This window comes from Salinispora mooreana, assembly GCF_000379065.1.
GTDB classification, from domain to species: domain Bacteria; phylum Actinomycetota; class Actinomycetes; order Mycobacteriales; family Micromonosporaceae; genus Micromonospora; species Micromonospora mooreana.
Window position 1 is genome coordinate 4,715,229 of sequence record NZ_KB900614.1, and the last position, 24,806, is coordinate 4,740,034.

22 protein-coding genes are annotated in these 24,806 nt (G+C 69.6%); 7 read left to right on the forward strand and 15 right to left on the reverse strand.

Annotated features, from left to right (window positions below; all coding sequences use genetic code 11):
• Nucleotides 1–57 precede the first annotated feature (57 nt).
• Complete coding sequence (gene pip / locus SALPAC6_RS0122595; protein WP_018255588.1) at nt 58–1,020, forward strand: prolyl aminopeptidase; 963 nt, start codon at nt 58–60, stop codon at nt 1,018–1,020.
• On the opposite strand, the gene SALPAC6_RS0122600 is transcribed toward pip, so the two are convergent.
• From SALPAC6_RS0122600 to SALPAC6_RS0122615, 4 genes are read right to left on the reverse strand one after another with little or no spacing between them, the layout of a single operon-like run.
• Nucleotides 1,011–2,102, reverse strand: coding sequence for an acyl-CoA dehydrogenase family protein (locus SALPAC6_RS0122600; RefSeq protein WP_018255589.1), 1,092 nt, complete (start codon nt 2,100–2,102; stop codon nt 1,011–1,013). The two genes, pip and SALPAC6_RS0122600, sit on opposite strands and share 10 nt — an antisense overlap.
• Nucleotides 2,099–3,106 (reverse strand): acyl-CoA dehydrogenase family protein, encoded by a 1,008-nt coding sequence (locus tag SALPAC6_RS0122605; protein WP_018255590.1) that lies wholly within the window; start codon nt 3,104–3,106, stop codon nt 2,099–2,101. Before SALPAC6_RS0122605 ends, SALPAC6_RS0122600 begins: the two co-directional genes overlap by 4 nt.
• The gene (locus tag SALPAC6_RS0122610; RefSeq protein WP_018255591.1) at nt 3,103–4,371 is read right to left on the reverse strand and encodes an acyl-CoA dehydrogenase family protein; all 1,269 of its coding nucleotides are present in this window, start codon (nt 4,369–4,371) and stop codon (nt 3,103–3,105) included. Before SALPAC6_RS0122610 ends, SALPAC6_RS0122605 begins: the two co-directional genes overlap by 4 nt.
• The gene (locus SALPAC6_RS0122615) at nt 4,368–5,213 is read right to left on the reverse strand and encodes an enoyl-CoA hydratase (protein WP_018255592.1); all 846 of its coding nucleotides are present in this window, start codon (nt 5,211–5,213) and stop codon (nt 4,368–4,370) included. Before SALPAC6_RS0122615 ends, SALPAC6_RS0122610 begins: the two co-directional genes overlap by 4 nt.
• Before the next feature lie 115 nt (nt 5,214–5,328).
• On the opposite strand from SALPAC6_RS0122615, the gene SALPAC6_RS0122620 reads away from it, so the two are divergent.
• Entirely contained in the window at nt 5,329–6,489 is a 1,161-nt protein-coding gene (locus SALPAC6_RS0122620) for an acyl-CoA dehydrogenase family protein (RefSeq protein ID WP_018255593.1), read from the forward strand.
• Nucleotides 6,486–7,277, forward strand: coding sequence for an SDR family oxidoreductase (locus SALPAC6_RS0122625; protein ID WP_018255594.1), 792 nt, complete (start codon nt 6,486–6,488; stop codon nt 7,275–7,277). Before SALPAC6_RS0122620 ends, SALPAC6_RS0122625 begins: the two co-directional genes overlap by 4 nt.
• Nucleotides 7,278–7,356: 79 nt before the next feature.
• Here SALPAC6_RS0122625 and SALPAC6_RS0122630 read toward each other — a convergent pair whose 3' ends face one another.
• On the reverse strand, nt 7,357–8,520 hold the full coding sequence (locus tag SALPAC6_RS0122630) for a steroid 3-ketoacyl-CoA thiolase (protein ID WP_018255595.1): 1,164 nt from the start codon (nt 8,518–8,520) through the stop codon (nt 7,357–7,359).
• Nucleotides 8,521–8,632: 112 nt separating this feature from the next.
• Between SALPAC6_RS0122630 and SALPAC6_RS0122635 the strand changes: the two genes are divergently transcribed.
• Complete coding sequence (locus SALPAC6_RS0122635) at nt 8,633–9,859, forward strand: cytochrome P450 (RefSeq protein WP_026189984.1); 1,227 nt, start codon at nt 8,633–8,635, stop codon at nt 9,857–9,859.
• A gap of 36 nt (nt 9,860–9,895) precedes the next feature.
• On the opposite strand, the gene SALPAC6_RS0122640 is transcribed toward SALPAC6_RS0122635, so the two are convergent.
• The 3 genes from SALPAC6_RS0122640 to SALPAC6_RS0122650 form a co-directional block, all read right to left on the reverse strand.
• Nucleotides 9,896–11,527 (reverse strand): GMC oxidoreductase, encoded by a 1,632-nt coding sequence (locus SALPAC6_RS0122640; RefSeq protein ID WP_020493619.1) that lies wholly within the window; start codon nt 11,525–11,527, stop codon nt 9,896–9,898.
• A 387-nt stretch (nt 11,528–11,914) separates the two neighbouring features.
• The gene (locus SALPAC6_RS0122645; protein WP_018255598.1) at nt 11,915–13,054 is read right to left on the reverse strand and encodes an acyl-CoA dehydrogenase family protein; all 1,140 of its coding nucleotides are present in this window, start codon (nt 13,052–13,054) and stop codon (nt 11,915–11,917) included.
• Entirely contained in the window at nt 13,051–14,256 is a 1,206-nt protein-coding gene (locus SALPAC6_RS0122650; protein ID WP_018255599.1) for an acyl-CoA dehydrogenase family protein, read from the reverse strand. The genes SALPAC6_RS0122645 and SALPAC6_RS0122650 overlap by 4 nt, the downstream gene beginning before the upstream one ends.
• Before the next feature lie 58 nt (nt 14,257–14,314).
• Between SALPAC6_RS0122650 and SALPAC6_RS0122655 the strand changes: the two genes are divergently transcribed.
• Complete coding sequence (locus SALPAC6_RS0122655; protein WP_018255600.1) at nt 14,315–15,448, forward strand: acetyl-CoA C-acetyltransferase; 1,134 nt, start codon at nt 14,315–14,317, stop codon at nt 15,446–15,448.
• Here SALPAC6_RS0122655 and SALPAC6_RS0122660 read toward each other — a convergent pair.
• The 4 genes from SALPAC6_RS0122660 to SALPAC6_RS0122675 are packed head-to-tail and all read right to left on the reverse strand — an operon-like array spanning nt 15,432 to nt 18,896.
• Complete coding sequence (locus tag SALPAC6_RS0122660) at nt 15,432–16,493, reverse strand: NAD(P)H-dependent flavin oxidoreductase (protein WP_018255601.1); 1,062 nt, start codon at nt 16,491–16,493, stop codon at nt 15,432–15,434. The genes SALPAC6_RS0122655 and SALPAC6_RS0122660 overlap by 17 nt on opposite strands.
• 54 nt (nt 16,494–16,547) lie before the next feature.
• Nucleotides 16,548–17,279 (reverse strand): CoA-transferase subunit beta, encoded by a 732-nt coding sequence (locus SALPAC6_RS0122665; protein ID WP_018255602.1) that lies wholly within the window; start codon nt 17,277–17,279, stop codon nt 16,548–16,550.
• Entirely contained in the window at nt 17,276–18,118 is an 843-nt protein-coding gene (locus tag SALPAC6_RS0122670) for a CoA transferase subunit A (protein ID WP_018255603.1), read from the reverse strand. The genes SALPAC6_RS0122665 and SALPAC6_RS0122670 overlap by 4 nt, the downstream gene beginning before the upstream one ends.
• Before the next feature lie 31 nt (nt 18,119–18,149).
• Nucleotides 18,150–18,896 carry an enoyl-CoA hydratase family protein gene (locus SALPAC6_RS0122675; RefSeq protein ID WP_026189985.1) on the reverse strand — a complete coding sequence of 249 codons (747 nt, stop codon included), beginning with the start codon at nt 18,894–18,896 and terminating at the stop codon, nt 18,150–18,152.
• A 250-nt stretch (nt 18,897–19,146) separates the two neighbouring features.
• On the opposite strand from SALPAC6_RS0122675, the gene SALPAC6_RS0122680 reads away from it, so the two are divergent.
• Nucleotides 19,147–20,655 carry an aldehyde dehydrogenase family protein gene (locus SALPAC6_RS0122680; protein ID WP_018255605.1) on the forward strand — a complete coding sequence of 503 codons (1,509 nt, stop codon included), beginning with the start codon at nt 19,147–19,149 and terminating at the stop codon, nt 20,653–20,655.
• Between the two features lie 69 nt (nt 20,656–20,724).
• Here SALPAC6_RS0122680 and SALPAC6_RS0122685 read toward each other — a convergent pair whose 3' ends face one another.
• Nucleotides 20,725–21,651: an SDR family NAD(P)-dependent oxidoreductase gene (locus SALPAC6_RS0122685; RefSeq protein WP_018255606.1), complete on the reverse strand. Its 927-nt coding sequence runs from the start codon at nt 21,649–21,651 to the stop codon at nt 20,725–20,727.
• Between the two features lie 75 nt (nt 21,652–21,726).
• Nucleotides 21,727–22,401 (reverse strand): TetR/AcrR family transcriptional regulator, encoded by a 675-nt coding sequence (locus tag SALPAC6_RS0122690; protein WP_018255607.1) that lies wholly within the window; start codon nt 22,399–22,401, stop codon nt 21,727–21,729.
• Between the two features lie 100 nt (nt 22,402–22,501).
• On the opposite strand from SALPAC6_RS0122690, the gene SALPAC6_RS0122695 reads away from it, so the two are divergent.
• Complete coding sequence (locus SALPAC6_RS0122695; RefSeq protein ID WP_018255608.1) at nt 22,502–23,593, forward strand: Zn-dependent alcohol dehydrogenase; 1,092 nt, start codon at nt 22,502–22,504, stop codon at nt 23,591–23,593.
• A 108-nt stretch (nt 23,594–23,701) separates the two neighbouring features.
• Here SALPAC6_RS0122695 and SALPAC6_RS0122700 read toward each other — a convergent pair whose 3' ends face one another.
• Entirely contained in the window at nt 23,702–24,727 is a 1,026-nt protein-coding gene (locus tag SALPAC6_RS0122700) for an LLM class F420-dependent oxidoreductase (protein WP_018255609.1), read from the reverse strand.
• Nucleotides 24,728–24,806: the final 79 nt, after the last annotated feature.

The window sequence follows — 24,806 nt, forward strand, 5'->3', positions numbered from 1 at the left end:
TCGGCTCCGGCTGGAGCCCGGGCGAACGGTCAGCACCCCACTGGTTGAATCACCCGGATGACGCGTTTGTATCCCGAGATCGAACCCTTCGCAGACGGCGTGCTCGACGTCGGGGACGGTCACCTCATCTATTGGGAGAGCTGCGGCAACCCACTCGGCAAGCCGGCACTGGTGTTGCACGGCGGCCCCGGTTCCGGCGCCAGCGCTGACTGGCGGCGGCTCTTCGATCCGGCCGTCTACCGGGTAGTCCTGTTCGACCAGCGGGGGTGCGGGCGCAGCACACCGGACGCGGGCGACGTGCGAACCGACCTGTCGACCAACACCATGCCACACCTGCTGGCCGACATTGAAAGGCTGCGCGCGCACCTGAACATCGACCGGTGGTTGCTGCTCGGCGGATCGTGGGGCAGCGCGCTCAGCCTCGGCTATGCCCAGCGGCACCCCGACCGGGTCACCGAGATGGTGTTGTTCAGCGTTGTCACCAGCACCCCGGCCGAGCATCGGTGGATCACCCGCGACCTTGGACGGATCTTCCCCGAACAGTGGGACAGGTTCCGGGATGCGGTGCCGGCCGCCGAACGCGACGGCAACCTGCCCGCCGCCTACGCCCGGCTGTTGGCCGATCCGGACGAGACGGTGCGGGACCGAGCCGCACGCGCCTGGTGCGCCTGGGAGGACGCACTCGTCTCGAACCTGCCCGGCAGTGGACCCGACCCCAGGTTCGAGGACCCGGTGTTCCGGATGACCTTCGCCCGCCTCGTCACCCACTACTGGGCGCATGACGGTTGGTTCGCCGATGGTGAGTTGATGGCAGGTGCACACCGGCTTGCGGGAATTCCCGGTGTGCTTGTCCACGGCCGGCTCGACCTGGGCAGCCCGGCGGACGTCCCGTGGCAACTGTCCAAGGTCTGGCCCGCGGCGCGGGTGGAGCTGATTGACGAGGCCGGTCATGGCGCCGGACACGGCGTCGGGGACGCGGTCATCACCGCCTTGGACCGTTTCGGCGCCCCCTACCGCTGAGTGCTGATGATCGCCTCCGCGAGGCGGGCGAGATGTGCCCGCGGATGCCCGAACAGGTGCGCTGCCCCGTGGGCCCGCTTGAAGTAGCGGTGCGCGTCGTGTTCCCAGGTGATACCGATGCCCCCGTGAAGCTGGATCATCTGCGCGGCGGCCTGCTCCAGCGCCTCGGCGCAGTGGACCGCGGCCCCGGCGGCGAGCAGGTGGGCGTCGGGCGCGCCGGAGTCGAGGCTCGACACCGCGGCGTACGACAGGGAGCGGGCGCTCTCCACCGCGACGTGCAGGTCGGCCAGCCGGTGCGCGATCGCCTGGAAGGCGCCGATCGGCCGGCCGAACTGCACCCGGGTCAGCGCGTGCGCCACGGTCAGTTCCACCGCCCGGGTAGCGGCCCCGACCTGCTCGGCGCTGAGCGCGACGCAGGCGATGTCCCGGATCCGCTCCAGCGGGTTCACCTCGCCGAGCTGACGACCGGGTGCCCTGTCGAGCACGACCGTCCCCAGCCGGCGGGTCAGGTCCACGGTGGTGACCGGGCGTCGTCGGACGCCGACGGCACCTGGATCCACCTCGAAGAGTCGGACCCCCCCAGGGGTGCTCGCGGCGACCAACAGCACGTCGGAGCGGTGTACGTCGAGCACGTAGTGCGCCTCGCCGGTGAGCTGTCCGCCTTTCGTCGCCGCGAAGGCGGGTCGGTGTGGATCCCAGTCACCGTGCCGGTCGGTCCAGGCGAGCGCGGCCAGCCGTTCTCCGCTGACCAGGTCGGGCAGGATTCGGCGGCAGGCCGCCTCGTCCCCGCTGTGCAGCAGGGCCTGGCCGGCGAGGACCGCACAGCCGAGCATCGGCGTGGGGGTGAGGGTGCGGCCCAACTCGTCCAACACGATATGGGCCTCGCCCAGGCCGGCGCCGAGCCCACCGAACCGCTCGGGTACGGCGAGTCCCGCCACTCCGATCTGACCACACAGCACCTGCCAGAGCTCGGTGTCGTCTCCCGCCGTTGACTCGGCCATCTCGGCGATGGACCGATCGGCGGTGTGCCGGGACAGCACACCGCGGACGCTCATCCGAAGGGCTCGCTGCTCGGCCGTCATGTCAGATCTCCAGCGGCTAGTGCGGTCCGGATCCGATCGCGGTGCCAGGACTGGGTGCCCCAGGCCCGAGCCAGCGCCCAGACTCTGGTCAGCCAGGAGTCGAGTCCGGACTCTCGGGCGTACCCGATCGCCCCGTGCACCTGGAGGGCGGTGCGGGCGGCCCGCTGGGCGGCATCGGCGCAGGCGACCTTCGCGGCGGAGACGTCGCGGGCAGCCGTGGACGGGTGGTCGGCGAGGGCGACGCCGGCGGCATACAGCAGCGGCCGGGCGAACTCGAGGCCGATCGCCACATCGGCGAGTAGGTGCTTGACCGCCTGGAACTGCCCGATCGGTTGACCGAACTGGGTGCGCTGACCGGCGTACCGGAGGGTCGTCTCGAGCAGCGCGTGGCCCGCTCCGAGAAGCTGCGCCGCGCAGGCCAGCGCGCCGGCGTCGAGGGCGTGGGTGACCGCCGAGCCGACGGCCGGGCCGGTCGCCAGCAACGCTCCGTCGGCCACCTCGACCAATCGTCGGGTGCCGTCCACCGAGCGCAGTCGCGGCCCCGGCACGCCGAGGCGCAGCGTCCGCTCATCCGCCCGGAGAACCAGGGACACGGCATCAGCGTCCGTCGCGTACGGCACGTGCGGCGGCACGGCGAGAGTACCGATCACCTCGCCGCTGGCGAGCCGGGGCAGCCAGGTCTCGCAGAGCGCGTCGTCGCCGAGCGTCGTGAGCAACGTGGGCAGGGCGGCGATGGACTCGGCGGCCGGACCAGGTAGGGCGTGGTGCCCGAGCTCCTCGCACGCGACGACGATGTCAGCCGGGTGCGCGGCCAGGCCGCCCCACCGTGCCGGCACCGCCAGACCGGTTACGCCGAGCTCTGCCAGCCGACGCCAGAGCGCCTGCCCGGGAGCCGGGTCGTCAGCGGCCCACCGGCGGGCGACGGTGGGAATGTCCGCCTCGGTCAACATCGCGTGGAGGGCGGCGGCGAACTGCTTTTGCTCCGCGGAGGGGGTCAGCTTCATCGTCGATCCCGGGGCAGGCCGAGTACCCGTTCGGCGATCACCGTGCGCTGGATCTCGTTGGTGCCGGCGTAGATCGGACCCGCCAGGGAGAACAGGTAGCCGTCCAGCCAGGCATCCGGGTCGCCGCCATCACCCGCCCGGCCCGCCGGGTCCGTCCGGAGACCACCCGTTTCGGCGTACGGCCCGAGCAGGTCGAGCGCCACCTCGTGCAGGGCGACGTCCAGCTCGGACCAGAAGACCTTGGTCATGCTGGCGGCGTGGCCACCGCCCGGCACCGTCGTCGCACCGGTCCGCGCTGGTCGATCGGCTTGGCCCGGGGGTGGCGGAGGCTCGGGCGTCCGGTCGGCGGCCTCCCGGGTGGCCGTGCCGTAGCTGTGCAGCTGATATGCCCGGGCGGCGATCCAGCCGGCAACGACGCGGTCGGACAGTGCCGGGTCACCGTGCGCGCCGGCCCGACGCCACAGCCGTACGAGCCGCTGCGCGGCGGCGGTGAAGCGGCCTGGACTGCGCAGCGACATCCCGCGCTCGTGGCCGGCGGTGCTCATCGCGACGGTCCAACCCTGGTCTACCTCGCCGAGCACGTCGGCGTCGGGCACGAACACCTGGTCGAGGAAGATTTCGGCGAAGCCGGTCGTACCGCCCAGCTGTTGGATCGGTCGGACCGTGACGCCCGAGGCGCGGAGGTCGAACATCAGGTACGTCAGGCCCCGGTGCCGGTCCACGCCAGTGCGAAAGAGCCCGAACGCGCGATCGGCCTGTGCCGCCCGGGTGCTCCAGGTCTTCTGCCCGGACAGGAGCCACCCGCCGTCGGTGCGTACCGCACGGGAGCGGATTCCCGCCAGGTCGCTGCCGGCCTCCGGCTCCGACCAGGCCTGCGCCCAGACGTCGTCGGCCTGTGCCATCCGTGGGAGCAGGCGAGCACGCTGCTCGGCTGTGCCGTGGGTGAACAGGGTTGGGGCCAGGAGGAAGAGGCCGTTCTGGTTGATTCTGACCGGAGCCCGCGCGCGGTGGTACTCCTCCTCAAAGATCAGCCACTGCAGGGGTGAGACGTCGCGCCCACCGTAGGTGGTGGGCCAGGACACCACCGACAGCCCGGCTGCGGCGAGGTGCCGTTCCCAGGCTCGGTGGGCCAGGTCACCCTCGGGGGTGTCAATGGGCGGCAACGGCGTGGTGGGCACGTTCGTGGCCAGCCACGAGCGGACCTCCTCCCGGAAGGCGCGGGCCTCGTCATCGAGGTCGAGGTTCATCGTGCCGGCCGGGCTCACGAGCTCGACCTCGCCTTCATGCTTGCGGCGTCCATCCCGGCGAGCGGGTCGCCGGCCACCTCCGCGTTGTGCGCGTGCGCGAGGTGGTGCAGACCGAAGGCGGCGTCCATTGCCGAGCGCATACCCATCAGGTCCTCCGCCTGGTTGATGGCCCGTTTGGTCAGCGCCAGTCCAAAGCGGGGCATCTCGGCGATTCGTTGCGCGAGACCGAGGGTGTGGGAGTACAACTCCGCGCGGGGGACGACCCGGTTGACCATGCCGACCTCGTACGCGCGCCGAGCATCGAACCGCTCTCCGGTGAAGAGGATCTCCTTGGCGAAGCGGGGGCCCAACGTCCACGGATGGGCGAAGTACTCCACGCCGGGGATACCCATCCGCACCACGGGGTCGGCGAAGTACGCGTCCTCGGCCGCGATGATCAGGTCGCAGACCCAGGCGAGCATGAGCCCGCCGGCGAGGCAGGCCCCCTGCACCATCGCAATGGTCGGCTTTGGAAGCTCTCGCCAGCGCCGGCACATGCCAAGGTAGACCTCCATCTCCCGGGCGTACCGCTGATCGGCGCCGGACCGACCGACGTGGTCCCACCAGAGCACTGCCCGGCGCTCGAAGCTCTGCTCGACGTCTCGGCCGGGGGAGCCGATGTCGTGGCCGGCGGAGAAGTGCTCACCTTCGCCGGCGAGCACGATGACCGCGACCGTGTCGTCATTCACGGCCGCGGCGAAAGCGGAGTCGAGGGCGTAGGTCATCGCCGAGTTCTGGGCGTTTCGGTAGCGGGGCCGGTTCATCGTGATCACCGCGGTCGCACCCTGGCGTTCGAGCCGTACCACTTCGTCCTCTGTCACTGTGCTGCCTCCTGCCGAAGTACCCACGCGAGCTGCTCGGCGCTCCATTGACACCTCCAAACACAAGCAAGTGCTTGGTAGGGTGAGCCTACGCGCGCTTCGGGAGGTGACACCAGTGCACGACGACGAGTTCCGGCGGGCGGTGCGCGCCTGGCTGGTGGAGAATGTCAGCGCTGAGCTGCGGGGGGCGGGTGGACCAGGCCGGGAGCACGAGGCATACCGCGAACGGCTGGTCTTCAATCGCCGGTTGGCCGCCGCCGGCTGGACCTGTCTCGGCTGGCCGGTCGAGCACGGCGGTCGGGGCGCGACGCTTGCCCAACAGGTCGCCTTCCACGAGGAGTACGCCCGGGCCGGCGCTCCGGCGCGCGTCGGCTATCTGGGGGAGGAGTTGCTCGGCCCGACGTTGATCGCCTACGGCACGCCGGAGCAACGCCGGCGCTTCCTACCCGGGATTCGGGCTGTCGAGCAGCTGTGGTGCCAGGGGTACTCCGAGCCGGGGGCGGGGTCCGACCTCGCCGCCGTGGCGACCCGAGCCCGACTCGTCGGCGACGAGTGGGTCATCGATGGGCAGAAGGTGTGGACGTCGTTGGCGCACGCGGCGCACTGGTGCTTCCTCCTGGCGCGGACCGAGCCCGCCGGCACCGGGCCGCGCCAGGCGGGGCTCTCCTATCTGCTCGTGCCGATGCGGCAACCCGGCATTACGGTGCGGCCCATCCGCCAGCTGACCGGCACCTCGGAGTTCAACGAGGTCTTCTTCGACGGCGCGCGCACCTCGCGGGACATGGTTGTCGGCGAGGTCGGCCAGGGGTGGCGGGTGGCGATGGGCACCCTCGCCTTCGAGCGAGGCGCGGCGACGCTCGGCCAGCAGGTCGGGTTCCAGCGGGAGCTGGACCGGCTGGTGGCGCTTGCCCGGCACACCGGTGTCGCCGGTGAGCCAGCGCTGCGCGACCGGCTTGCCCGCGCCGCTGTGGGGCTCTGGGCGCTGCGCGCACACACCCTACGGACGATGGCCGAGGCTGACCAGTCGGGCCCGGGGCAGGGAGCCTCCGCGGTGAAGCTGCTCTGGTCGCGGTGGCATCAGCAGCTCGGCGAGTTGGCGATGCAGGTGTGCGGCGCCGCCGGAACGGTTGCCCAGGGTGCCCCCTACGAGTTGGACGACTGGCAGCGACACTTCCTGTTCAGTCGCGCGGACACGATCTACGGCGGATCGGACGAGATCCAACGGGGCATCATCGCCGAGCGGGTTCTCGGCCTGCCGCGGCAGGCCCGCGGATGAGGCCCCCGGGCCCGACGCCGCTCCGCCCGGTCGGCCGGGAGCTGCTCGCGGAGAAGGTGGTGGTGGTGACCGCGGCGGCGGGATCCGGGATCGGGGCGGCCGTGGTGGAGCGCTGCCTGGACGAGGGGGCGCTCGTCGTGATCAGCGACCGGCATGTCCGCCGGCTTGCCGAGAGCCACGAACGGCTCTCGGCTGACTACCCGGGCCGGGTTCGGTCGTTGCCCTGCGACGTAACCGACGAGCAGGAAGTCGAGGCGTTAGTCAACGCTGCCGTGGCTGGCTACGGACGGCTGGACGTGGTGATCAACAATGCTGGGCTTGGCGGCACCTCGTCGGTCATGGAGATGACCGACGACGAGTGGTCGCGGGTGCTGGACGTGACTCTGACCGGCACCTTTCGCTGTACGCGGGCAGCGGTACGGCAGATGCTGGCGCAGGGCCACGGTGGGGTGGTGGTCAACAATGCTTCGGTGCTGGGCTGGCGGGCCCAGGCCGGCCAGGCGCACTATGCGGCCGCCAAGGCGGGGGTGATGGCGTTCACCCGGTGCGCGGCGCTGGACGCGGCACCCTACGGCATCCGCGTCAACGCCGTGGCGCCCAGCCTCGCCATGCACCCCAACCTGTCGAAGGTGACCAGTGCGGACCTGCTCGCCGAACTCACCGGCCGGGAGGCGTTCGGCCGGGCGGCGCAGCCCTGGGAGGTAGCGACCGTCATGGCCTTCCTCGCCAGCGACTACGCCTCCTATCTCACCGGTGAGGTGGTCTCGGTCAGTAGCCAGCATCCCTGAGAGCCGGCATCCGTGGAGCGTGAGCCGATCTGCCGGAAGCAGCCCCGCGCCCAACGGTGTGCGGTGACGCCACCTGCGGTCAGAGGCGCTCGATTATGGTCGCGGTGGACATGGCACCGCCGGCGCACATCGTGATCAACGCGGTGTGGGTGCCGGTCCGCTCCAACTCGTGGAGGGCGGTGGTGAGCAGTCGGGCCCCGGTACTGCCCACCGGATGCCCGAGGGCGATCGCGCCACCGTTGACGTTCACCCTCTCCGGGTCGGCGCGGTGCACCGACAGCCAGGACAGCACGACGGCGGCGAACGCCTCGTTGACCTCAAACCGATCGATATCCTCGATCTTCATGCCGGCGCGGGCCAGCACGCGTTCGGTCGCCTGCACGGGGCCGTCCAGGTGGTAGTAGGGCTCGGCGCCGACCAGGCACTGGGCGACGATCCTGGCCCGTGGGCGGAGACCGAGCGCGCGAGCGCGATCCGCCCCCATCAGCAGTACCGACGCGGCGCCGTCGGAGATCTGCGACGAGGTGCCGGCGGTGTGTAGTCCACCCTCGACCACCGGTCGCAGTCGGTTCAGCGCCACCAGGGTGGTGTCCCGCAGGCCCTGGTCGCGCTCCACCGTGCGGGCTTCTCCGGTCGGCTGTCCCTCGGTGTCGAGGACCGGCGCGGTCACGGGTACGACCTCGCGGTCGTAGTGCCGCTGTACCCACGCCCGGGCTGCCCTGTCCTGCGAGCGGACCCCAAACTCGTCCACCGCCGTGCGGGAGAGTCCTCGCCGGACGGCGATCCGTTCGGCGGCGACGTACTGGTTGGGTAGGTCGATCTCCCACGAGGCCGGCCGGGGCGTGCCGGCGTCAACGCCGAGATTCGCGCGTAGCGGTACCCGGCTCATCGCCTCGACACCACAGGCGATGCCGACCTCGATGGCGTCGGTGGCGATGAGACCGGCGACCAGATGGGCGGCGTGCTGGGATGACCCGCATTGGGCGTCGATGGTGAGGCAGCCCGTCCGGTACGGCAGGCCGGCGTGTAGCCAGGCGGTGCGGGTGATGTTGTTGGACTGCTCGCCGCCCTGGGTGACGCACCCGCCGATGACCTGCTCGACCGTGCCCGGGTCGAGGTCCGCATGGGTGACGAGGGCGCGTTGTGCCGCGCCGAGCAGCTCGGCGGCGTGCAGCCCCGCCAGCCAGCCGCCACGCTTGCCGATCGGCGTGCGAACCGCGTCAACGATCACCGGAGTGCCCATCGCACCGTCCCTTCGGATGGAGAACGTGTTCTCCGCGCCGGAGCCCACGTTACGTTGTCGAAACAACATGTGATCTGCTTGAATATTAGAACAGGTTACAGTAGGAGGTTCGATGACTGAGCCGCGTATTCCAGTGGGATTTGACTTCACCGACCCCGCCGTCCTGGAGCGTCGTGTGCCTCGCGAGGAGTTCGCCGAGCTGCGCCGGACGGCCCCGGTCTGGTGGAACGTCCAACCAAGGGGCTCGGCCGGCTTCGACGACGACGGGTACTGGGTGGTCACCCGGTACGCCGATGTCATGGCGGTCTCTCGGGACAGCGAAACCTACTCGACTCGGGAGAACACCGCGATCGCCCGATTCCAGCCGGGCACCACCAGGGCGGACCTCGAGATGCAGCGGGTCATCATGCTCAACGTTGACCCGCCGGAGCACACCAAGCTACGGGCCATCGTGTCCCGCGGCTTCACCCCCAGAGCGATCAACGCGTTGCGCGGATCGCTGGCGGAGCGGGCCGAGCGCATCGTGCGGGACGCGGCTGTCCGGGGCACTGGTGACTTCGTCACCGACGTCGCGTGCGAACTGCCGTTGCAGGCGATCGCAGAGCTGATCGGGGTGCCGCAGCATCATCGTCGCAAGGTCTTCGACTGGTCGAACCAGTTGATCGGCTACGACGATCCGACGTATGGCGTGGATCCGTTGACCGCCGCCGCCGAGCTGCTCGCGTATGCGATGGAGATGGCCGACGAGCGACAGCGCAACCCGAGCGACGATCTGGTGACCAAGCTGGTCAACGCGCAGATCGACGGGGAGCACCTGACCACTGACGAGTTCGGCTTCTTCGTGATGCTCTTGGCGGTTGCGGGCAACGAGACGACCCGGAACGCGATCACCCATGGCATGCTGGCCTTTCTCGAGCACCCAGAACAGTGGGAACTGTTCAAGGCCGAGCGCCCCCGGAGCGCGGTCGAGGAGATCATCCGCTGGGCGACCCCGGTGAACGTCTTCCAACGCACCGCGTTGGTCGACACCACCCTGGGCGGACAGGCGATTTCCGCCGGCCAACGGGTAGCGCTCTTCTACGGGTCGGCCAACTTCGACGAGTCGGTGTTCGAGGAGCCGGATCGGTTCGACATCACCCGCAGCCCCAATCCGCACCTGGGGTTCGGCGGTAGTGGCGCGCACTTCTGTCTGGGTGCGAACCTCGCCCGCCTGGAGATCGAACTGATCTTCAATTCGATCGCCGACCATATGCCGGACATCCGCAAGGCCGCCGAGCCGCAGCGGCTGCGGTCGGGCTGGATCAACGGGATCCGAGAGATGCCGGTGCGCTACCGCTGAACGGGAGCCCGGCTTGCGGCCGGGCTCCCGGACGGGTCAGGAGTGCGCGGCGAGGAACCGGTCCATGCAACGTTCGGCGTTCGCGGTGATGGTCAGGGAAGGGTTGGCCAGACAGGCCGTGCCCGGCAGGATCGATCCGTCGACGCAGAAGAGGTTGGGGTAGTCCACGCACCGACCGCCGAAGTCGGTGGCCTTGCCCATGACCATGCCGCCCAACGGGTGCCAGGTGTTCGCCGCGCCGAGCCCGGTGCCGACGCCTCGGGCGTAGGTCGGCAGACCGTGCAGTAGGTATCCCTTGCGGCCCTCGGTCTGCCACCACAACCGGGTAACCAGGTCAACTGCGGCCTTCTCGGCGGTGGTCTCCAGCACTCCGTACGGCCAGTGCACCTTGCCGGTCCCGGTCTCCGGGTCGTAGCGAATCTCGCCCCGTTCCGGAGTCATGCTGGTTACCAGGTGCGCGGTGGTACGCGGCATCCAACGGGGGACAGGTGCCGCCTCCCATGCCATCGAGGTGGGCGCGTACGGGTTGTCCTCGTCGATGTACTTGACGTTACCCGGACCGCCCTGGGCGTAGCCGACGTCCTTTCGGAGGTTGATCCGGGTCACCAGGAAGTCGCCGTTGTTGCCCCAGCCCTTGCCCACCTCCTGGTTGACCAGCCGGGGGAGCCAGCCCTTGGCCCGGGAGGTGAGCAGCAGCGAGGTGGTGTAGACGGAGCCGGCCGCCATGAACAGGTAGTCACAGACGAAGGTCCTGGTGGACAGGACCGTGCCGTGCTCGTCGATCTGCCGGCACCTGATCTCGAACTTGTCCTGGCCGGACACCTCGTGGATTTCGGTCACCTCGTGCAACGCCAGCGTGGTCACGTTGCCGGTCGCAGCAGCCCAGGCGAGGTAGTTGCGGTCCACGCTGTTCTTCGCCCCGGAGTTGCTGCCGTACGGGCCCTCGCCGATCGTGTGGCATGGCACGGCGTCACCGGAGAGTTCGGCGCGGATCACGTCCCAGTCCACGGCGAACGGAATGGGTAGGGGGGTCTGCTTGAACTCTGACAGGTAGTCGAGCCAGGCTCGGGCTCCCCGGTAGGGGCCGGTGCTCTGCACATCGTCGGGAATCGGCGTGGCGCCGAGGCGTTGCCGGGCCCGAGGCCAGTAGACATTGTTCATCTCGTCGTATCCGACCTCGGTCGGATAGACCTGTTCCCACTCGTTGCGTCGCGGCTGCGGTAGGAACATCCCGATGGCGAGGGAGCCGCCGCCGACTCCGGTGCCGCTCAGCACCGAGATTCCCTCTCCGTCGTGGCGGGCGATCAACCCAGCACGTTTCTCGATACGCGCGCCGAGGTTGATGCCCAGTGGCGGGTGGTCCAGGAACCAGCCACACCGCCAGTCCGGCTCATTGATGCCGCAGAACGTGGTGCCGGAGGCGTCAACATCCCAGCGGCGACCTCGCTCCAGCACCGTGGTCGCCACTCCGGCCTGGCCGAGTCGGTAGGCGGCGACCGCCCCGCCGAAGCCACTGCCAATGACCACGGCGGTCTTTCCGGCCAACGCGGGTACCGGACCACCCGCCTGGGCCGCCTGCTGACCTAAAGCAGCCCCGGCGACGGCGGCGCCGGCGCCGAGCGTGGTGGCCCGTAGTAGGCCACGTCGGGAAAAGCTCGTACCTGTCATGCTCGGCCCCTTCAATCGCTGTCGTGATCGGTGTCCGATGTCCCTTGATCGCGTCGGCCGCGTTGACCGCCCCTGGGCTCAGATCTCCCGCCCGGTGGTGACTGGCTCGCGTGTCGATCGAGATCGACCATTGGGCAGGTGACAGAGTTGGCGGTGGCTGTGGCCTACGCACGTGCGGAGGTCGTCGCCGCGGGTCGACCCGGTTGCGGCGGTCGTCGCCAATCAGGTCGGAGGGGAGTGGCTTCCGGGTCCGCGTCGAAGGCCCCGCGCGCCAACTACCGTTTAAATTTATGAACATCAATCTATGGTGTGCTTTTCGCGCCGTCAACGCCCCGGGGTCGGAGCCACGAGGCGATTGGTTGGGGCCGCCCGCGGTGCCGCACGGGTTCAGGTGGTGGGGGGTGACTCATCGCCCACGCCATCGTGATCTCCCAGGCCGGTCGAGGTGAGGGCGGCCCCGATCACCCGGAGTTGGGCCGTGGCACCGCCCAACCGGAACTCGTGGTGCTTCGCGGCGAGATAGTAGCGGTGCAGTTGGTGCTCAAGGTCGATTCCTACCCCACCGTGGAGGTGAACGGCGGTGTGCGCCACCCGGTGTCCGGCATCGGCGGCCCAGAACTTGGCCGTCGCCACCTCGGTGGGGCAGGGTAGCCCTTCGGCGAGCCGCCACGCCGCCTGCCAGAGAGTGAGGCGGATCGCCTCGACATCGACGTAGGCGTCGGCGAGCCGCTGCGCCACCGCCTGGAAGGTGCCGATCGGACGACCGAACTGGATCCGGGTGCGGACGTACTCCGCGGTCAACTCCAGCGCCCGCTCGGCCACGCCGAGTTGGACGGCGCAGGATCCGATGGTGGCCCGGGTGGTGAGCCAGGCGGTGATGGCCCTGCCGTCCGCGACGGTGCCGAGCAGCCGGTCGTCGGGAAGGGCCACCTGGTCCAGGTCCAGCCAGCCGGCCCCCTCGCCCCCCGCCACCTGCTGCAGCTCCACACTGACCCCGGGGTCGTCGGGGCGGACCAGGAAGACCGCGATCGCATCGTCAACCTCGGCCGGCACCAGCACCAGGTCGGCGTCCGGTGCGGCCGGTACGGTCGTCTTCGCGCCGGTCAGCACCCAACGACCGGCGACGCGCCCAGCCCGTACCGCACCCTCCGTGAGGGCGGCGGTCAGGACCATCGCGCCTTCCCGGGCTGGAGTGACCCAACGCGTGAGTTGTCGCTCGTCGCCGAAGGTGGCCAGGCCGGCCGCCGCGGTGACGATGCTGGTCAGGTAGGGCACGGGGGCGACGCTCCGACCCACCTCGACCAGGACACCACACTGCGCCAGGAGGCCGAGCCCGTCACCTCCCGCCCGGCGGGGCAGCGCGGCGGCGAGCACTCCGGCCGTGGCAAGCTCCTGCCAGAGTGGTCGGTCCAGGCGGAGTTCCTTAACCTCGATGTCCCGGAGTCGATCGGCGGTGACCCGGTCGGTGAGGATCTGCCGGGTGAGCAGGGCGAGGTCCCGGTGACTCTCGGCTGGTGTGAATCTCATGACTGCTCCTGCCGTTGACGGCGCCGACGGGCCGCCGGCAGACCCAGGCCGACGGTGGCGATGATGTCCCGCTGCACCTCGTTCGTGCCGCCGCCGAAGGTGAGGATCAGGGCGGCGCGGTGCAGCCGCTCCACCCGTCCGTGCAGCAGGGCACCACGGGACCCCTGCCGCACCGACGCGTTCGCGCCGAGCACCTCCATGAGAAGTCGGTACGCCTCGATGGCGAACTCGGTGCCGTAGACCTTGGTGGCCGAGGCGGCGGCCGGGTCGATGCCGGCGGCTGACTCGGCGGCGAGTCGCCAGTTGTAGACCTTGAGGAACTCGGCCTTGGCGTGCACTCGGGCCAGGTGTAGCTGGACCCACTCCTGGTCGATGACCCGCTGCCCGCTCGGCAGGGTGGTGGCGAGGGCCCAGTCCCGTACCTCGTGTAACGCGTGTCGAATCGGGGCTGCCGAGGTGAGCGCGACCCGCTCGTGGTTGAGCTGGTTCGTGATCAACGGCCAGCCCTGGTTCTCCGCACCCACCAGTGCGGAGCGGGGCACCCGGACGTCCGTGTAGTAGGTGGCGCTGGTGGTCGGTCCCGCGACGGTACGCACCGGAGTCCACGAGAAGCCGCTCGCGTCGGTCGGCACGATGAGGATGGAGAGGCCCTCGTGCTGGGGTGCCTCTGGTGCGGTGCGGCAGGCCAGCCAGATGTAATCCGCGTACTGGATGAGGCTGGTCCACATTTTCTGGCCGTTGATGACATAGGTGTCACCGTCGCGGACCGCGCTGGTGCGTAGGGCGGCGAGATCGGTGCCCGCCTCGGACTCGGAGTAGCCGATCGAGAAGTGCAGCTCGCCGGCGGCGATCCGGGGTAGGTATTCGGCACGTTGCCGCTCGGTGCCGAAGCGCATCAGCGTCGGCCCGATCGTGTTGATGGTCAGGAACGGAACCGGCACTCCGGCGACCGCGGCCTCGTCGGTGAAGATGAGTTGATCCAACATGGACCGATCACTGCCGCCGTACTCCCGGGGCCAACCAAGCGTCAGCCAGCCATCCTGACCCAGTCGCCGCACGATGTCTCGGTAGACCGTGCCGTCGCCGTATTCGCCGCCGGTCATCACGAGCGCCTCGCGGACCTCCGGGCTCATCAGGTCGGCGAAGTATGCCCGCAGTCGAGAACGGAGTTGTTGCTGATCGACCGAGTAGGTGAGGTACATAGCGCTACCCCGTTCAGCTAGATTTAGAACATGTTCTAGCATACTGGAGGAGGCGACAATGAGCGAGGCATACCTTGTCGACGCGGTGCGCAGTCCGGTCGGGCGGCGCGGTGGTGGGCTGGCCGGGGTGCACCCCGCAGACCTCGGCGGTGAGGTCATCGCGGCCCTGCTGGAGCGAGTGGGGGTTGATCCGGCCGCGGTTGACGACGTCGTCTTCGGCTGCGTGGACACCCTCGGGCCCCAATCCGGTGACATCGCCCGGACGGCGTGGCTGGCGGCTGGCCTACCGGAGGAGGTACCCGGGGTGACCGTCGACCGACAGTGTGGTTCGTCCCAGCAGGCGGTGCACTTCGCCGCCCAGGCCGTCCTGGCTGGCACGGCGGACCTGGTGGTCGCCGGTGGGGTCCAGAGCATGAGTCAGGTGCCGATCGCGAGTGCGATGGCTCCGCACGGCCCGTACGCCGGCTCGCTCGGGTGGGCCGCTCGCTACGGCGAGGAAGAGATCTCTCAGTTTCGCAGCGCGGACCGCATCGCCGCCCGGTGGGGGATCACTCGTCCTGAGATGGAACAGTACGCGTTGCTCAGTCACGAGCGGGCGGTCCGCGCCCGGGAAGCGGGACGGTTCGCCGCCGAGATCGTGCCCTGTGCCGGCTGCACGGTGGACGAGTGCCCGCGACCGGACACCTCCCTGGCGGCGATGGCCACCCTTGCCCCACTACGTCCCGACGGGACGACCACCGCGGCCCTCGCCAGCCAACTCGCCGACGCTGCCAGCGTCGTGCTGGTCGCCTCCGAGCGGGGACTACGGGTGCACGGGCTGTCGCCCCGGGCCCGCATCCACCATCTCAGCGCCCGGGGCGACGATCCGGTGTTGATGCTGACCGCGCCGATTCGGGCAACCGAGGTCGCGTTGCGGCGGGCCGGGATGACGCTCGACCAGGTCGACCTGATCGAGATCAACGAGGCGTTCGCCAGCGTGGTGCTCGCCTGGCTGCGGGAGACCGGTGCGGAGCTGGATCGGGTCAATGTCAATGGTGGGGCGATCGCCCTTGGGCACCCGCTCGGTGCGACCGGCGCGCGGCTGATGACCACCCTGCTGCACGAGCTGGACCGCTCCGGCGGCCGGTATGGGTTGCAGACGATGTGCGAGGGGGGTGGCCAGGCGAACGTCACCGTCATTGAGCGGCTGTAAGCCGGGAAAGGCAGCCGTCTGCCTCGGCCATGATCCGGTCGATGAGCTCCGCGCACGAGGGTAGGTCGTCGATGAGCCCCACCACCTGCCCGGCAGACATCACTCCGAGGTCGGCTCGGCCGTCCACCATCGCTGCCCGGAGGAGGACCGGGGTGTTGGCGGCCATCAGCATCTGGGACCAGGAGAGTTCGCGGCTGTGTCGGGTGGCGAAGCCATCCCGAATCAGCGTCCGCCAGGGCATTGCGGTGTGTCGGCGCAGCGCGCGGGCCCGCCCGAGCGCGTTGGCCAGGGTGCTGATCCGTCCCGATCGTTCGAGTCGGTCAACGAACCGGGTCCGGAGAACCCGGTGCGGTACGCCGTCAACCCGCGTGGTGACCACCGTATCGGTGGGGCCGCTGTCGAGATAGGTCTGTTTCACCGCGGGCCCGACCGGGCTGTCGCTGGTCAACAGAAATCGGGTACCCATGGCGATCCCCGCTGCGCCGTAGGCGAGGGCCGAGACCAGGCCGCGGCCGTCGAAGAATCCGCCGGCCGCGACCACCGGAATGTCGACCGCGTCCACCACCTGGGGGAGGAGCAGGCTGGTGGGGACGGTCCCCGTGTGCCCACCACCCTCGCCACCCTGGACCAGGACGGCGTCCGCCCCCCAGCCGGCCACCTTCTCCGCGTGCCGGAGGGCGCCGACGGACGGGATGGTGATGACCCCGGCGTCGCGGAACCGGCTGATGAGGTCGCGGCGCGGCGCGAGCGCGAACGAGACGACCCGGACCGACTCCGCGATAATCAACTCGACCCGCTCCCACACGTCCGTCGCGTCCGCGCGCAGGTTGACCCCGAACGGCGCGGAGGTACACCGACGCACCTCGTGGATCGCGGAGCGTAACTCGTCGAGGTTCATCGTGGCCGAGGCGATGATGCCGAGGCCGCCGGCCCGGGCCGTCGCCGCGGTCAACCGGGCACCGGAGACATAGCCCATACCGGTCTGCACGATGGGGTACCGGACGCCGACCAGCTCGGTCAGCTGGGTGCGCAGTGCGGGGTGCATGGTTGTCTCCCTGCTGTCGGCACCGGGCTGGTACGGCCTCCGGGAGAGTGGGACTCACCGACCCAGCTCGTGATCGCGCAGCCCGGCCGGGTCGAGTTGGTCGCGGATGAGCCGCAGCTCACGATCGCTGGGGGTTCTGGTCTCCGGCACCTGATCCGGCAGCTGCAACGGGAAGCCGGTCGCGGCCACGACCTCGTCCACGCTGACGCCAGGGTGGACCGAGCGCAACCGCATCCCGCGATCTGGTGACTGAAAGTCGAGGACTGCCTTGTCCGTCACCACCATCCGGATCTCGTGGAACCGGTTGCCCGGAGGGCCGAGGGCGGCGGCCTGGTCGTAGCCGATGCCGCAGATCACGTCGACCCGGTCCACAAAGACCCGCCGACTGTGGCGGGGCACCCAGTAGCTGGTGGGATGGTTGATGGTGTTCCCCGGGGCGCCGCGCACCCCGAGCAACTGGGCGGTGGGCTGTGCCCAGGAGCCGATGCAGGAGATGTTCTGGTTGCCGTACCGGTCCAGCTGGCTGGCGCCCATCATGACGTGGCGACGACCAGCGGCGACGATGCCGAACACCGCGCGGTAGGGAACCCATCCCTCCACCCCGTCCTCGCCGACCAACTCGGCCTCGCCGTCACCGAGCACCAGATCAGGCGCGAAGGTGCGGCGGGCCAACCAGGTGCCCAGGCGGGGAATCAGTCCCATGCCGCTGGCCAGGATCTCGCCGTCGCCCCGCCACGCCTCGGCGCAGGCGACGATGCAGACCTCGGCGCGGCTGGCCCCGATCACGACACGGCTCGCTGGTAGTGGGCCTCATCCGCATCGAGGTATTGAGCCCGGAACCGGCTCCACGCCTGCGGGCTGGCAGCGGCTTCCGCGTACTCACGCTGGAACGCCTCGTCGCGGTCGTAGTCCGGCACGCAGCTGGTGAAGTGTGCGCCGTGTGGGGTCTCGATGACGCCGTTGACCATCATTCGGCTGATCAGGAGGCTCTGCGCCGGGCCGCCGGAGCGCAGCTCGGCCGGGTCGACCACCCGCTCGCAGGAGACGAAGCTCCGGGCAGCGGAGAGGCAGAAGAGGTCGTCGAAGTACGGGTCCGGACCCAGGTATTGCCCATTGCCCCGGCGGTCGGCCCGGTTCAGGTGCACGAGGGCAACGTCCAGGGTGAGGGCCGGCATCGCCACCAGCTCTTCCCCGTCGGAGTAGGGGGACCGCACCGTACGAAGTTCGGGGTTCACCCGCAGGACGTCGGAGCCCAGCCCGGCGCGGATCGGCAGGTAGGGAAGTCGCCGCGCGGCGGCGAGCAGCCCCCAGTGCAGCATTCCCTCGTCCAGTTCGGTCAGTTCGACGGCACCCACCTGCCGCGCTCGTCGAAAGTGGGGTTCGAGGGCGATGCTGTCGAGGGAGACAAACCCGGTCACCACTCGCCGCACCCGCCCCGCCGCCACCAACAGGCCGATATCAGGTCCGCCGTAGGAGACGACGGTGAGATCTGTGAGTGCGGACCGGGCGATGGCCCGGACCAGCGCCATCGGCTTCCGTCGTGACCCCCAACCTCCGATACCGATCGTCATGCCGGAGCGCAACTCGCCGACTACCTCCGCGATGCTCATCACCTTGTCGGCCATGGGGACGGGCCATCCTCCCTCGTCGGTTCGGTCAGTGCTTGCCTCGGTCGAAGAAGCCCTGTCTGGCCCGGTCGGACACGCCCGCGAGGTTCAGCTCGTAGGTGAAGCCCTGCTCGTAACGGTAGGATCGCCGGAGGTCGATGGGGTCGATCCCGTTGAGTGACTCCTTTGCCCGGCGAATGATGACGGGGTCCTTGGCCGCGATCTCCTCGGCCACACGGCGAGCCGTGGCCGCCAGCCGTTCCCGTGGCACCACGTCGAGCACCGACCCGAAGTCCCGCAGCTCCGGTGCGGTGATCCGCCGGCAGGTGTAGACCATCGCCCGCATGAGTTGCTGCGGTACCAGCCGGGACAGGTGCGTCGCAGCGCCCAACGCGCCCCGGTCCACCTCCGGTAGGCCGAAGGTGGCATCGTCGGCGGCCACGACGATGTCGGCGGTGCCGGCGAGGCCGACACCGCCGCCGAGGCAGAAGCCGTGGACGGCTGCCACAACCGGCACCGGACACTCATAGACGGCGGCGAAGGCGGCATAGCAGCCGCGGTTGACGCCGATCAACGCCGCATGGTCGGTGCTGTGCTGGAGCTCCTTGAGGTCCACGCCGGCACAGAATCCTCGCCCCTCGGCGGTGAGGATCACGGCCGCCACAGCGGGGCTGGCTGCAGCGGTGTGGATGGCATCGGCCAGTGCAAACCAGTCGGCGCTCGCCAGGGCGTTGACCGGGGGGATGGCGATGACCACCTCGGTGATCCGGCCGTCGTCGCGAATGTCGATGCCCATCGTTGATGCCTCCAGATCCACCAGATGCTCCACACCGGAACCCATCGGATGCTCCGCATTGGAATCCACCGGACGCTCCGTGCGCGGGTAGCGACACGCCATGGATTAAACCTAGCGCTTGCTTGGCAAGAATCTATCACGAAGCCCAGGCATGTATCGATGCCTCCCCGGAGCCTGGCAGTACCCCCGGGTTCGGCGTATCCTGCCGAGAAATAGAACGGGTTATACCTGGTCGGCCGTGGAGGTGGGCATGGTTCTCTCGATCAAGTCACGACGGGATGCGGTGGGACTGACCCGGGGGGAACTGCTCCTCGCGGGTGACTGGCGGCCGTCGCGAGACGACCGGACATGGGTGCACCTGCATCCGGCGACGGGCGAGGAGGTGGGGGAGTTCGCGGTCGCGGACGCCGCCGACGTGGACACCGCCGTCCGAGCCGCCCGAACTGCTTTCGACGAGGGGCCCTGGCCCCACAGTCGGGCGAAGGAACGCATTCGGGTGCTGCGGCGAGCCGCTGATCTCATCCGTGAGCACGCCGACGAACTGCTCGCGCTCCAGGCGCTCGACAACAGTGTTCCGTTGAGCTTCGGTGACACCTATGCGGTGTCGGCCGACTGCGCGGCCGACATTTTCGATCATCACGCTGGCTGGGTCGACAAGCTTGGCGGCGAGACACTGTCGCCCTACCAGGGGGGTGACCACATGGTGTTCACCCTACGCGAGCCGATCGGGGTGGTGGCGGCGGTGATCCCGTGGAACGCACCCCTCCTGCTGGCGGCGCAGAAGCTCGCGCCGGCACTGGCCACCGGGTGCACCGTGGTGCTGAAGCCCTCGGAGTACGCCACCTTCGCCGTGCTGCGACTGGTGCGGATTCTTGAGGAGGCCGGCGTGCCGCCGGGCGTGCTCAACGTGGTGACCGGGCCGGGGGAGACCACCGGCGAGGCGCTGGTCACCCACCCGCTGGTAGACAAGGTCACCTTCACCGGCAGCCGGGCCGTGGGTCGGCGCATCCTGCATGCGGCGGCGGACGGAATCACCAGGGTGAGTCTGGAGCTCGGGGGAAAAAGTCCATCGATCGTCTTCGCCGATGCCGATATCTACGCCGCGGCGGCACTGACCATGGGGACAGTCACTGTGGGACTGTCGGGTCAGGTCTGCGTGGCTCATACGCGAGCGCTGGTCCAGCGGGAGGTCTACGAGGACTTCCTGTCCATCGCCGCCGGCGCGACCGCCCTGGTGAACTACGGAGATCCCTTCGACGCCGAGACCACCGCCTCTCCGCTGATCAACGCGCGGCAGCTGGACCGCGTGCTTGGCTATGTCGGGAAGGGGCAGGCGGAGGGGGCCCGCCTGGTCTGCGGCGGTGAACGGGTTGGCGGAGAGCTGGCTGCCGGCAACTTTGTGACGCCGACGCTCTTCGCCGACGTGGCCAGCGACATGACCATCGCCCGGGAGGAGATCTTCGGCCCGGTGCTGGGGGTGACGCCGTTCACCGACGAGCAGGAGGCGGTGCGCCTGGCGAACGACACCGAGTACGGACTCGCCGCCACGGTGTGGACCAGCGACGTGAAGCGGGCCATGCGGCTTACCCGAGCCGTGCGGGCGGGGACCGTCGGCGTCAATGGCTACCAGGTGGAGCCCCATGCGGCCTTTGGCGGTTTCGGCCAGTCCGGTCTCGGGCGGGAGGGCGGGCGCGGGTCGGCGGAGTCATTTACCGAGGTGAAGACCGTCCTGCTGCCCACTACGGACGAGCTCATGTAGGTGTCGGGCCGTCGTCGCCGGCCGGGCGGGGGTGTGTCCTGGTCGGCGACGACGGCGCCGCAGACCTGGCTACCGGCTCTCGCCGAACGTGGTCGCCGCCAGCGGCAGGGTGGCCTCGCAGGCGTATCCCGCTCCGGAGACCTGCTCGCCGAAGAGCGGTCCCAGGGCGTCGTGTAGGGCGGCCGGCGACCAGGACTCGCCGTCGGTGTGAAAGCTTGCGCGCACGGTGGGTGGGGCCAGCACCGCGGCCACGCCACCGTGGATCACGAAGACCTCGCCGTTGATCGGATCTCCGGCCGGACTGGCGAGATACCGCACGAGCGGTGCGACGTGTGTGGGGGACAACGGATCTGTCGTCTCCTCGGGGGAGGGTCCCATGAGCTCGCTGGTCATTGCGGTGCGCGCTCGTGGGCAGATGGCATTGGCCCGGACGCCGTACCGGGCGCAGCTACGCGCGGTCGCGACGGTGAGCGCCACAACTCCAGCTTTCGCGGCGGCGTAGTTTGGCTGGCCGGGCGAGCCGAGCAGAAACGCCTCGGAGGAGGTGTTGATGATCCGGCCGTACACCGGGGTGCCGAGGGCCTTGCTGCGTTTGCGCCAGTAGGCGGTGGCGAAGCGGGTGGTGACGAAGTGACCCCGCAGGTGCACCCGCAGGACGAGGTCCCATTCCTGCGCCGACATCGTGAAGACCATCCGATCGCGGAGGACGCCGGCGTTGTTGACCAGGATGTCCAGTCGGCCGTACGTGTCGAGGGCCGCGTGCAGGAGGGACTCGCCGGTTGACCAGTCGCCGATGTCGCCCGTGCACACCGTCGCCTCGCCGCCCGCCGCCGCGATCTCGGCGGCCACCGCTGCTACGGCGTCGCCGGGAAGGTCGTTGAGGATGAGCCGGGCCCCACCCGCGGCTAGCTCGAGGGCTTCCGCGCGCCCCAAGCCGTTACCCGCCCCGGTCACGATCGCGACCGCGCCATCCATTGTGAACTGCTGATCTGTCATTGGTGCTCCCTCGTCCGCGGGCAGTCGGTGACGCCGCCGGGCACATCGGTGACCAATCGCTTGCTTGGTAGCGTATCAGCTTCCCGTCGGCTTCGCCCGAGGCGAGTGATCCGCCCGTGACCCCCCAGCCGACCCGCTCTCCGGGGCGAGAATGCCGTCGAAGATCAGACGAATGACCGCACTGGCGATCTGGTCGGCATCCCAGCTGTTGCTGCCGTTCTGTCCCCACCGCGTCGGTATCCACAACACATCCCGCAGTAGTCGGTAGGTCAGCTTGGCGTCCAGATCGGAGCGGAAGAGTCCACCCTGTTTCCCCCGCTCCAGTTGGTCGACCCAGAGGTGTTCGATCTCCCGGGTGGCGGTGCGCAGGTAGTCGAAGCGGGGTACGGCGCGGAAGTGGTTCCAGTCGTTCTGCAGCATGGTCAGGGCGGCGCGATGCCGGGCCAGCGTCGCCGCGCTGGAGCGGACGAACTGCTCGATCGTGCTGCGTGGGTCGTCCGTGTCGGCGACCGCCTCGCGGTATCCGGTGAGCACCTCGTTGAGGAAGCCGGAGAGGATCTCGTCCCCGATCGACTCCTTGGAGTCGAAGTGGTGGTAGAGGCTGCCGGAGAGGATGCCGGCCGCGTCGGCGATCTCCCGCACGGTGGTGGCGCGGAAGCCCTTCTCGGCGAAGAGCTCTCCGGCGAGGCGTACGAGGTGGGTGCGACGCTCGGACGGCAGGCCCGCGCTGCTGGCTTTCTTTGTGGTCACGGTCGAATTATGCCGGCCGCCCCGGGCTGCGCCCCAGCCGCTTGCCTGGGCCCTCGCCGACCCCTAACCTAGAACAGGTTTCACTTTTGGAGGTGATCTCGTGCGGGCGGCGATCTATCACACGGTGGGTGACGACAAGGTCGAGATTCGTGATGACGTGACGGTAATCGGGCCGGGTGCGGGGGAGGTCCGGATCCGGGTACGAGCGGCCGGGGTGTGCCACTCCGACCGATCAACGCGCGATGGGGTGCTGCCGCACCCGATGCCCGTGGTGCTGGGGCACGAGGCCGCCGGCGATGTTGTCGCGGTCGGCGACGGGGTGGCCGACCTGGCCGAGGGGGACCGCGTCGTGGTCAACTGGCTGCCCGCGTGCGGGGCCTGCCCCTCCTGCGCGCGGGGGGAGTCCCACCTGTGCTTGACCAACGTGCTGGCCGGCTACGCCAACCCGCGGTTCCTGGTCGGTGAGACTCCGGTCTTCGCGATGGCCGGGTGTGGCGCCTTCGCCGAAGAGATCGTGATTCCCCGGGCCGGTGCCGTGAAGGTGGCCTCCGATGTTCCGTATGAGGTGGCCGCGCTGGTCGGCTGTGGCGTGATGACCGGTGTCGGTGCCGTGATCAACACGGCCCGGGTCGAGCCGGGTGCCGCCGTCGCGGTGATCGGCTGCGGTGGCGTGGGAATCGCCGCGATCCAGGGAGCGCGGCTCGCCGGCGCCGCCGTCATCGTCGCGGTCGACACGGTTGAGGCCAAGCAGCAGGCAGCACTGCGCTTCGGGGCAACGCACAGCTCTGGCCCGGAGGCTTTCGGTGAGCTGTCGGCTCAGCTCACCGACGGTGAGGGATTCGACACCGTCTTCGATGTGGTGGCTGTGCCGCAGACGCTGCGTGCGTCGTGGACTGCGGCACGTCGGGGTGGGACGGTGGTGGTCGTGGGTGCCGGTCGATCGGACCAGCAGGTCGCATTCAGCCCCTTCGAGCTGTTGTTCGAGGGGAAGAGCATCACGTCCTCGCTCTACGGTGCGTCGCAGGCGCCGCGAGACTTTGACCGGATGTTTGACCTCTGGCGGGCCGGCCGACTCGACCTGAATGAGATGATCACGCATCGGCTGCGGCTGGAGGAGATCGGGGACGCCCTCGCCGCTCTCGGTCGCGGCGACGTGATCCGGCAGGTCATCTGCTACGACGGCGCCGGCTGACCCACCGATGTAGATCGACTTGGCGACTCCGGTGGCCCACCGTGCGGCGGCGCGGGGCAGCCGTCAGGTGGGCCAACCGGGGTCGGGGCGATCGGGCTGGACGGGTGCTCAGCCCACCACCTCGGCGATCTGGCGTAGCTGCTGGGCGTTGCCCTGGACGAGCAGCGTGGTGACCACGGTCTCGCGCCACCGCTGCAGCTCATCGCGGACCTTGGCCACCGAGCCGATCAGGGCGATGTCCTCCACCAGTGCGGTCGGCACGGCGGCGGCGGCCCGTTTCTTGTCGCCCGCCAGGTACGCCTCGGTGATGACGTCGCACTCCTCTTCATAGCCGAGGCGGGCGAAGACATCCCGGTGGAAGTTGACTGACTTGGCTCCCATGCCGCCCACGTAGAGCGCGACGAAGGGTCGGAGCCGGTCCGCCGCCCGCTCGATGTCGTCGTGGACGACGATCGGTACGGTCGCGGCCACCTCGAACGTGTCCAGGTTGCGGCGGGCGCCAGGGCGAGCGAAGCCCTCGCCGAGCGCGGCCCGATAGAAGCTGTCTGCCTTGGGGGAGAAGAATATCGGTAGCCAGCCATCGGCGATCTCGGCGGCCAGGGCGACGTTCTTCGGCCCCTCGGCACCGAGGAAGATCGGGATGTCGGCGCGCAGCGGGTGGACGGTGGACTTCAGCGGCTTACCCAGGCCGGTGCCGCCGCGATGCGGTAGTTGGAAGAAGTCGCCGTCGTGCGTGACCGGCCCGGATCGGGCGAGGACGGCACGAATGATCTCGATGTACTCCCGGGTGCGGGCCAGCGGTCGTGGATACGGCTGGCCGTACCACCCCTCCACGACCTGCGGGCCGGAGACGCCGAGCCCGAGGACGAAACGGCCACCGGAGAGGTGGTCGAGGGTGAGGGCGGCCATCGCCGCGGCCGTCGGAGTGCGGGCCGACATCTGCATGATGTTGGTGCCCAGGCGGACGTTGGAGGTGCTCGCTCCCCACCACGCGAGTGGGGTAAGGCAGTCCGATCCGTATGCCTCGGCGGCCCAGACGGAGTCGAAGCCGAGTCGGTCGGCCTCGGCGATGGCCGCCGTGACGCCCTCGGGCGGCCCGGAGGACCAGTAGCCGGTCGTGTAGCCAAGCTTCATGGGGGTGTCCTTCCAGGTCCCCGGGGTCCCGGGCGCGGAGGAAGCCGGTGGGGGTCGCCTCGTTCCGCGTGGTGACGGT

What these genes read in the sequence shown, in the direction of transcription:
- SALPAC6_RS0122630 (WP_018255595.1), bottom strand. Translation starts at nt 8,520, where the DNA reads ATGGGCACTCCGGTGATCGTTGACGCGGTTCGCACGCCGATCGGCAAG.
- SALPAC6_RS0122650 (WP_018255599.1), bottom strand. Translation starts at nt 14,256, where the DNA reads ATGTACCTCACCTACTCGGTCGATCAGCAACAACTCCGTTCTCGACTG.
- SALPAC6_RS0122680 (WP_018255605.1), top strand. Translation starts at nt 19,147, where the DNA reads ATGGTTCTCTCGATCAAGTCACGACGGGATGCGGTGGGACTGACCCGG.
- SALPAC6_RS0122640 (WP_020493619.1), bottom strand. Translation starts at nt 11,527, where the DNA reads ATGACAGGTACGAGCTTTTCCCGACGTGGCCTACTACGGGCCACCACG.
- SALPAC6_RS0122670 (WP_018255603.1), bottom strand. Translation starts at nt 18,118, where the DNA reads ATGGCCGACAAGGTGATGAGCATCGCGGAGGTAGTCGGCGAGTTGCGC.
- SALPAC6_RS0122645 (WP_018255598.1), bottom strand. Translation starts at nt 13,054, where the DNA reads ATGAGATTCACACCAGCCGAGAGTCACCGGGACCTCGCCCTGCTCACC.
- SALPAC6_RS0122660 (WP_018255601.1), bottom strand. Translation starts at nt 16,493, where the DNA reads ATGCACCCCGCACTGCGCACCCAGCTGACCGAGCTGGTCGGCGTCCGG.
- SALPAC6_RS0122685 (WP_018255606.1), bottom strand. Translation starts at nt 21,651, where the DNA reads ATGACAGATCAGCAGTTCACAATGGATGGCGCGGTCGCGATCGTGACC.
- SALPAC6_RS0122605 (WP_018255590.1), bottom strand. Translation starts at nt 3,106, where the DNA reads ATGAAGCTGACCCCCTCCGCGGAGCAAAAGCAGTTCGCCGCCGCCCTC.
- SALPAC6_RS0122700 (WP_018255609.1), bottom strand. Translation starts at nt 24,727, where the DNA reads ATGAAGCTTGGCTACACGACCGGCTACTGGTCCTCCGGGCCGCCCGAG.
- SALPAC6_RS0122600 (WP_018255589.1), bottom strand. Translation starts at nt 2,102, where the DNA reads ATGACGGCCGAGCAGCGAGCCCTTCGGATGAGCGTCCGCGGTGTGCTG.
- pip (WP_018255588.1), top strand. Translation starts at nt 58, where the DNA reads ATGACGCGTTTGTATCCCGAGATCGAACCCTTCGCAGACGGCGTGCTC.
- SALPAC6_RS0122675 (WP_026189985.1), bottom strand. Translation starts at nt 18,896, where the DNA reads ATGGGCATCGACATTCGCGACGACGGCCGGATCACCGAGGTGGTCATC.
- SALPAC6_RS0122655 (WP_018255600.1), top strand. Translation starts at nt 14,315, where the DNA reads ATGAGCGAGGCATACCTTGTCGACGCGGTGCGCAGTCCGGTCGGGCGG.
- SALPAC6_RS0122635 (WP_026189984.1), top strand. Translation starts at nt 8,633, where the DNA reads ATGACTGAGCCGCGTATTCCAGTGGGATTTGACTTCACCGACCCCGCC.
- SALPAC6_RS0122625 (WP_018255594.1), top strand. Translation starts at nt 6,486, where the DNA reads ATGAGGCCCCCGGGCCCGACGCCGCTCCGCCCGGTCGGCCGGGAGCTG.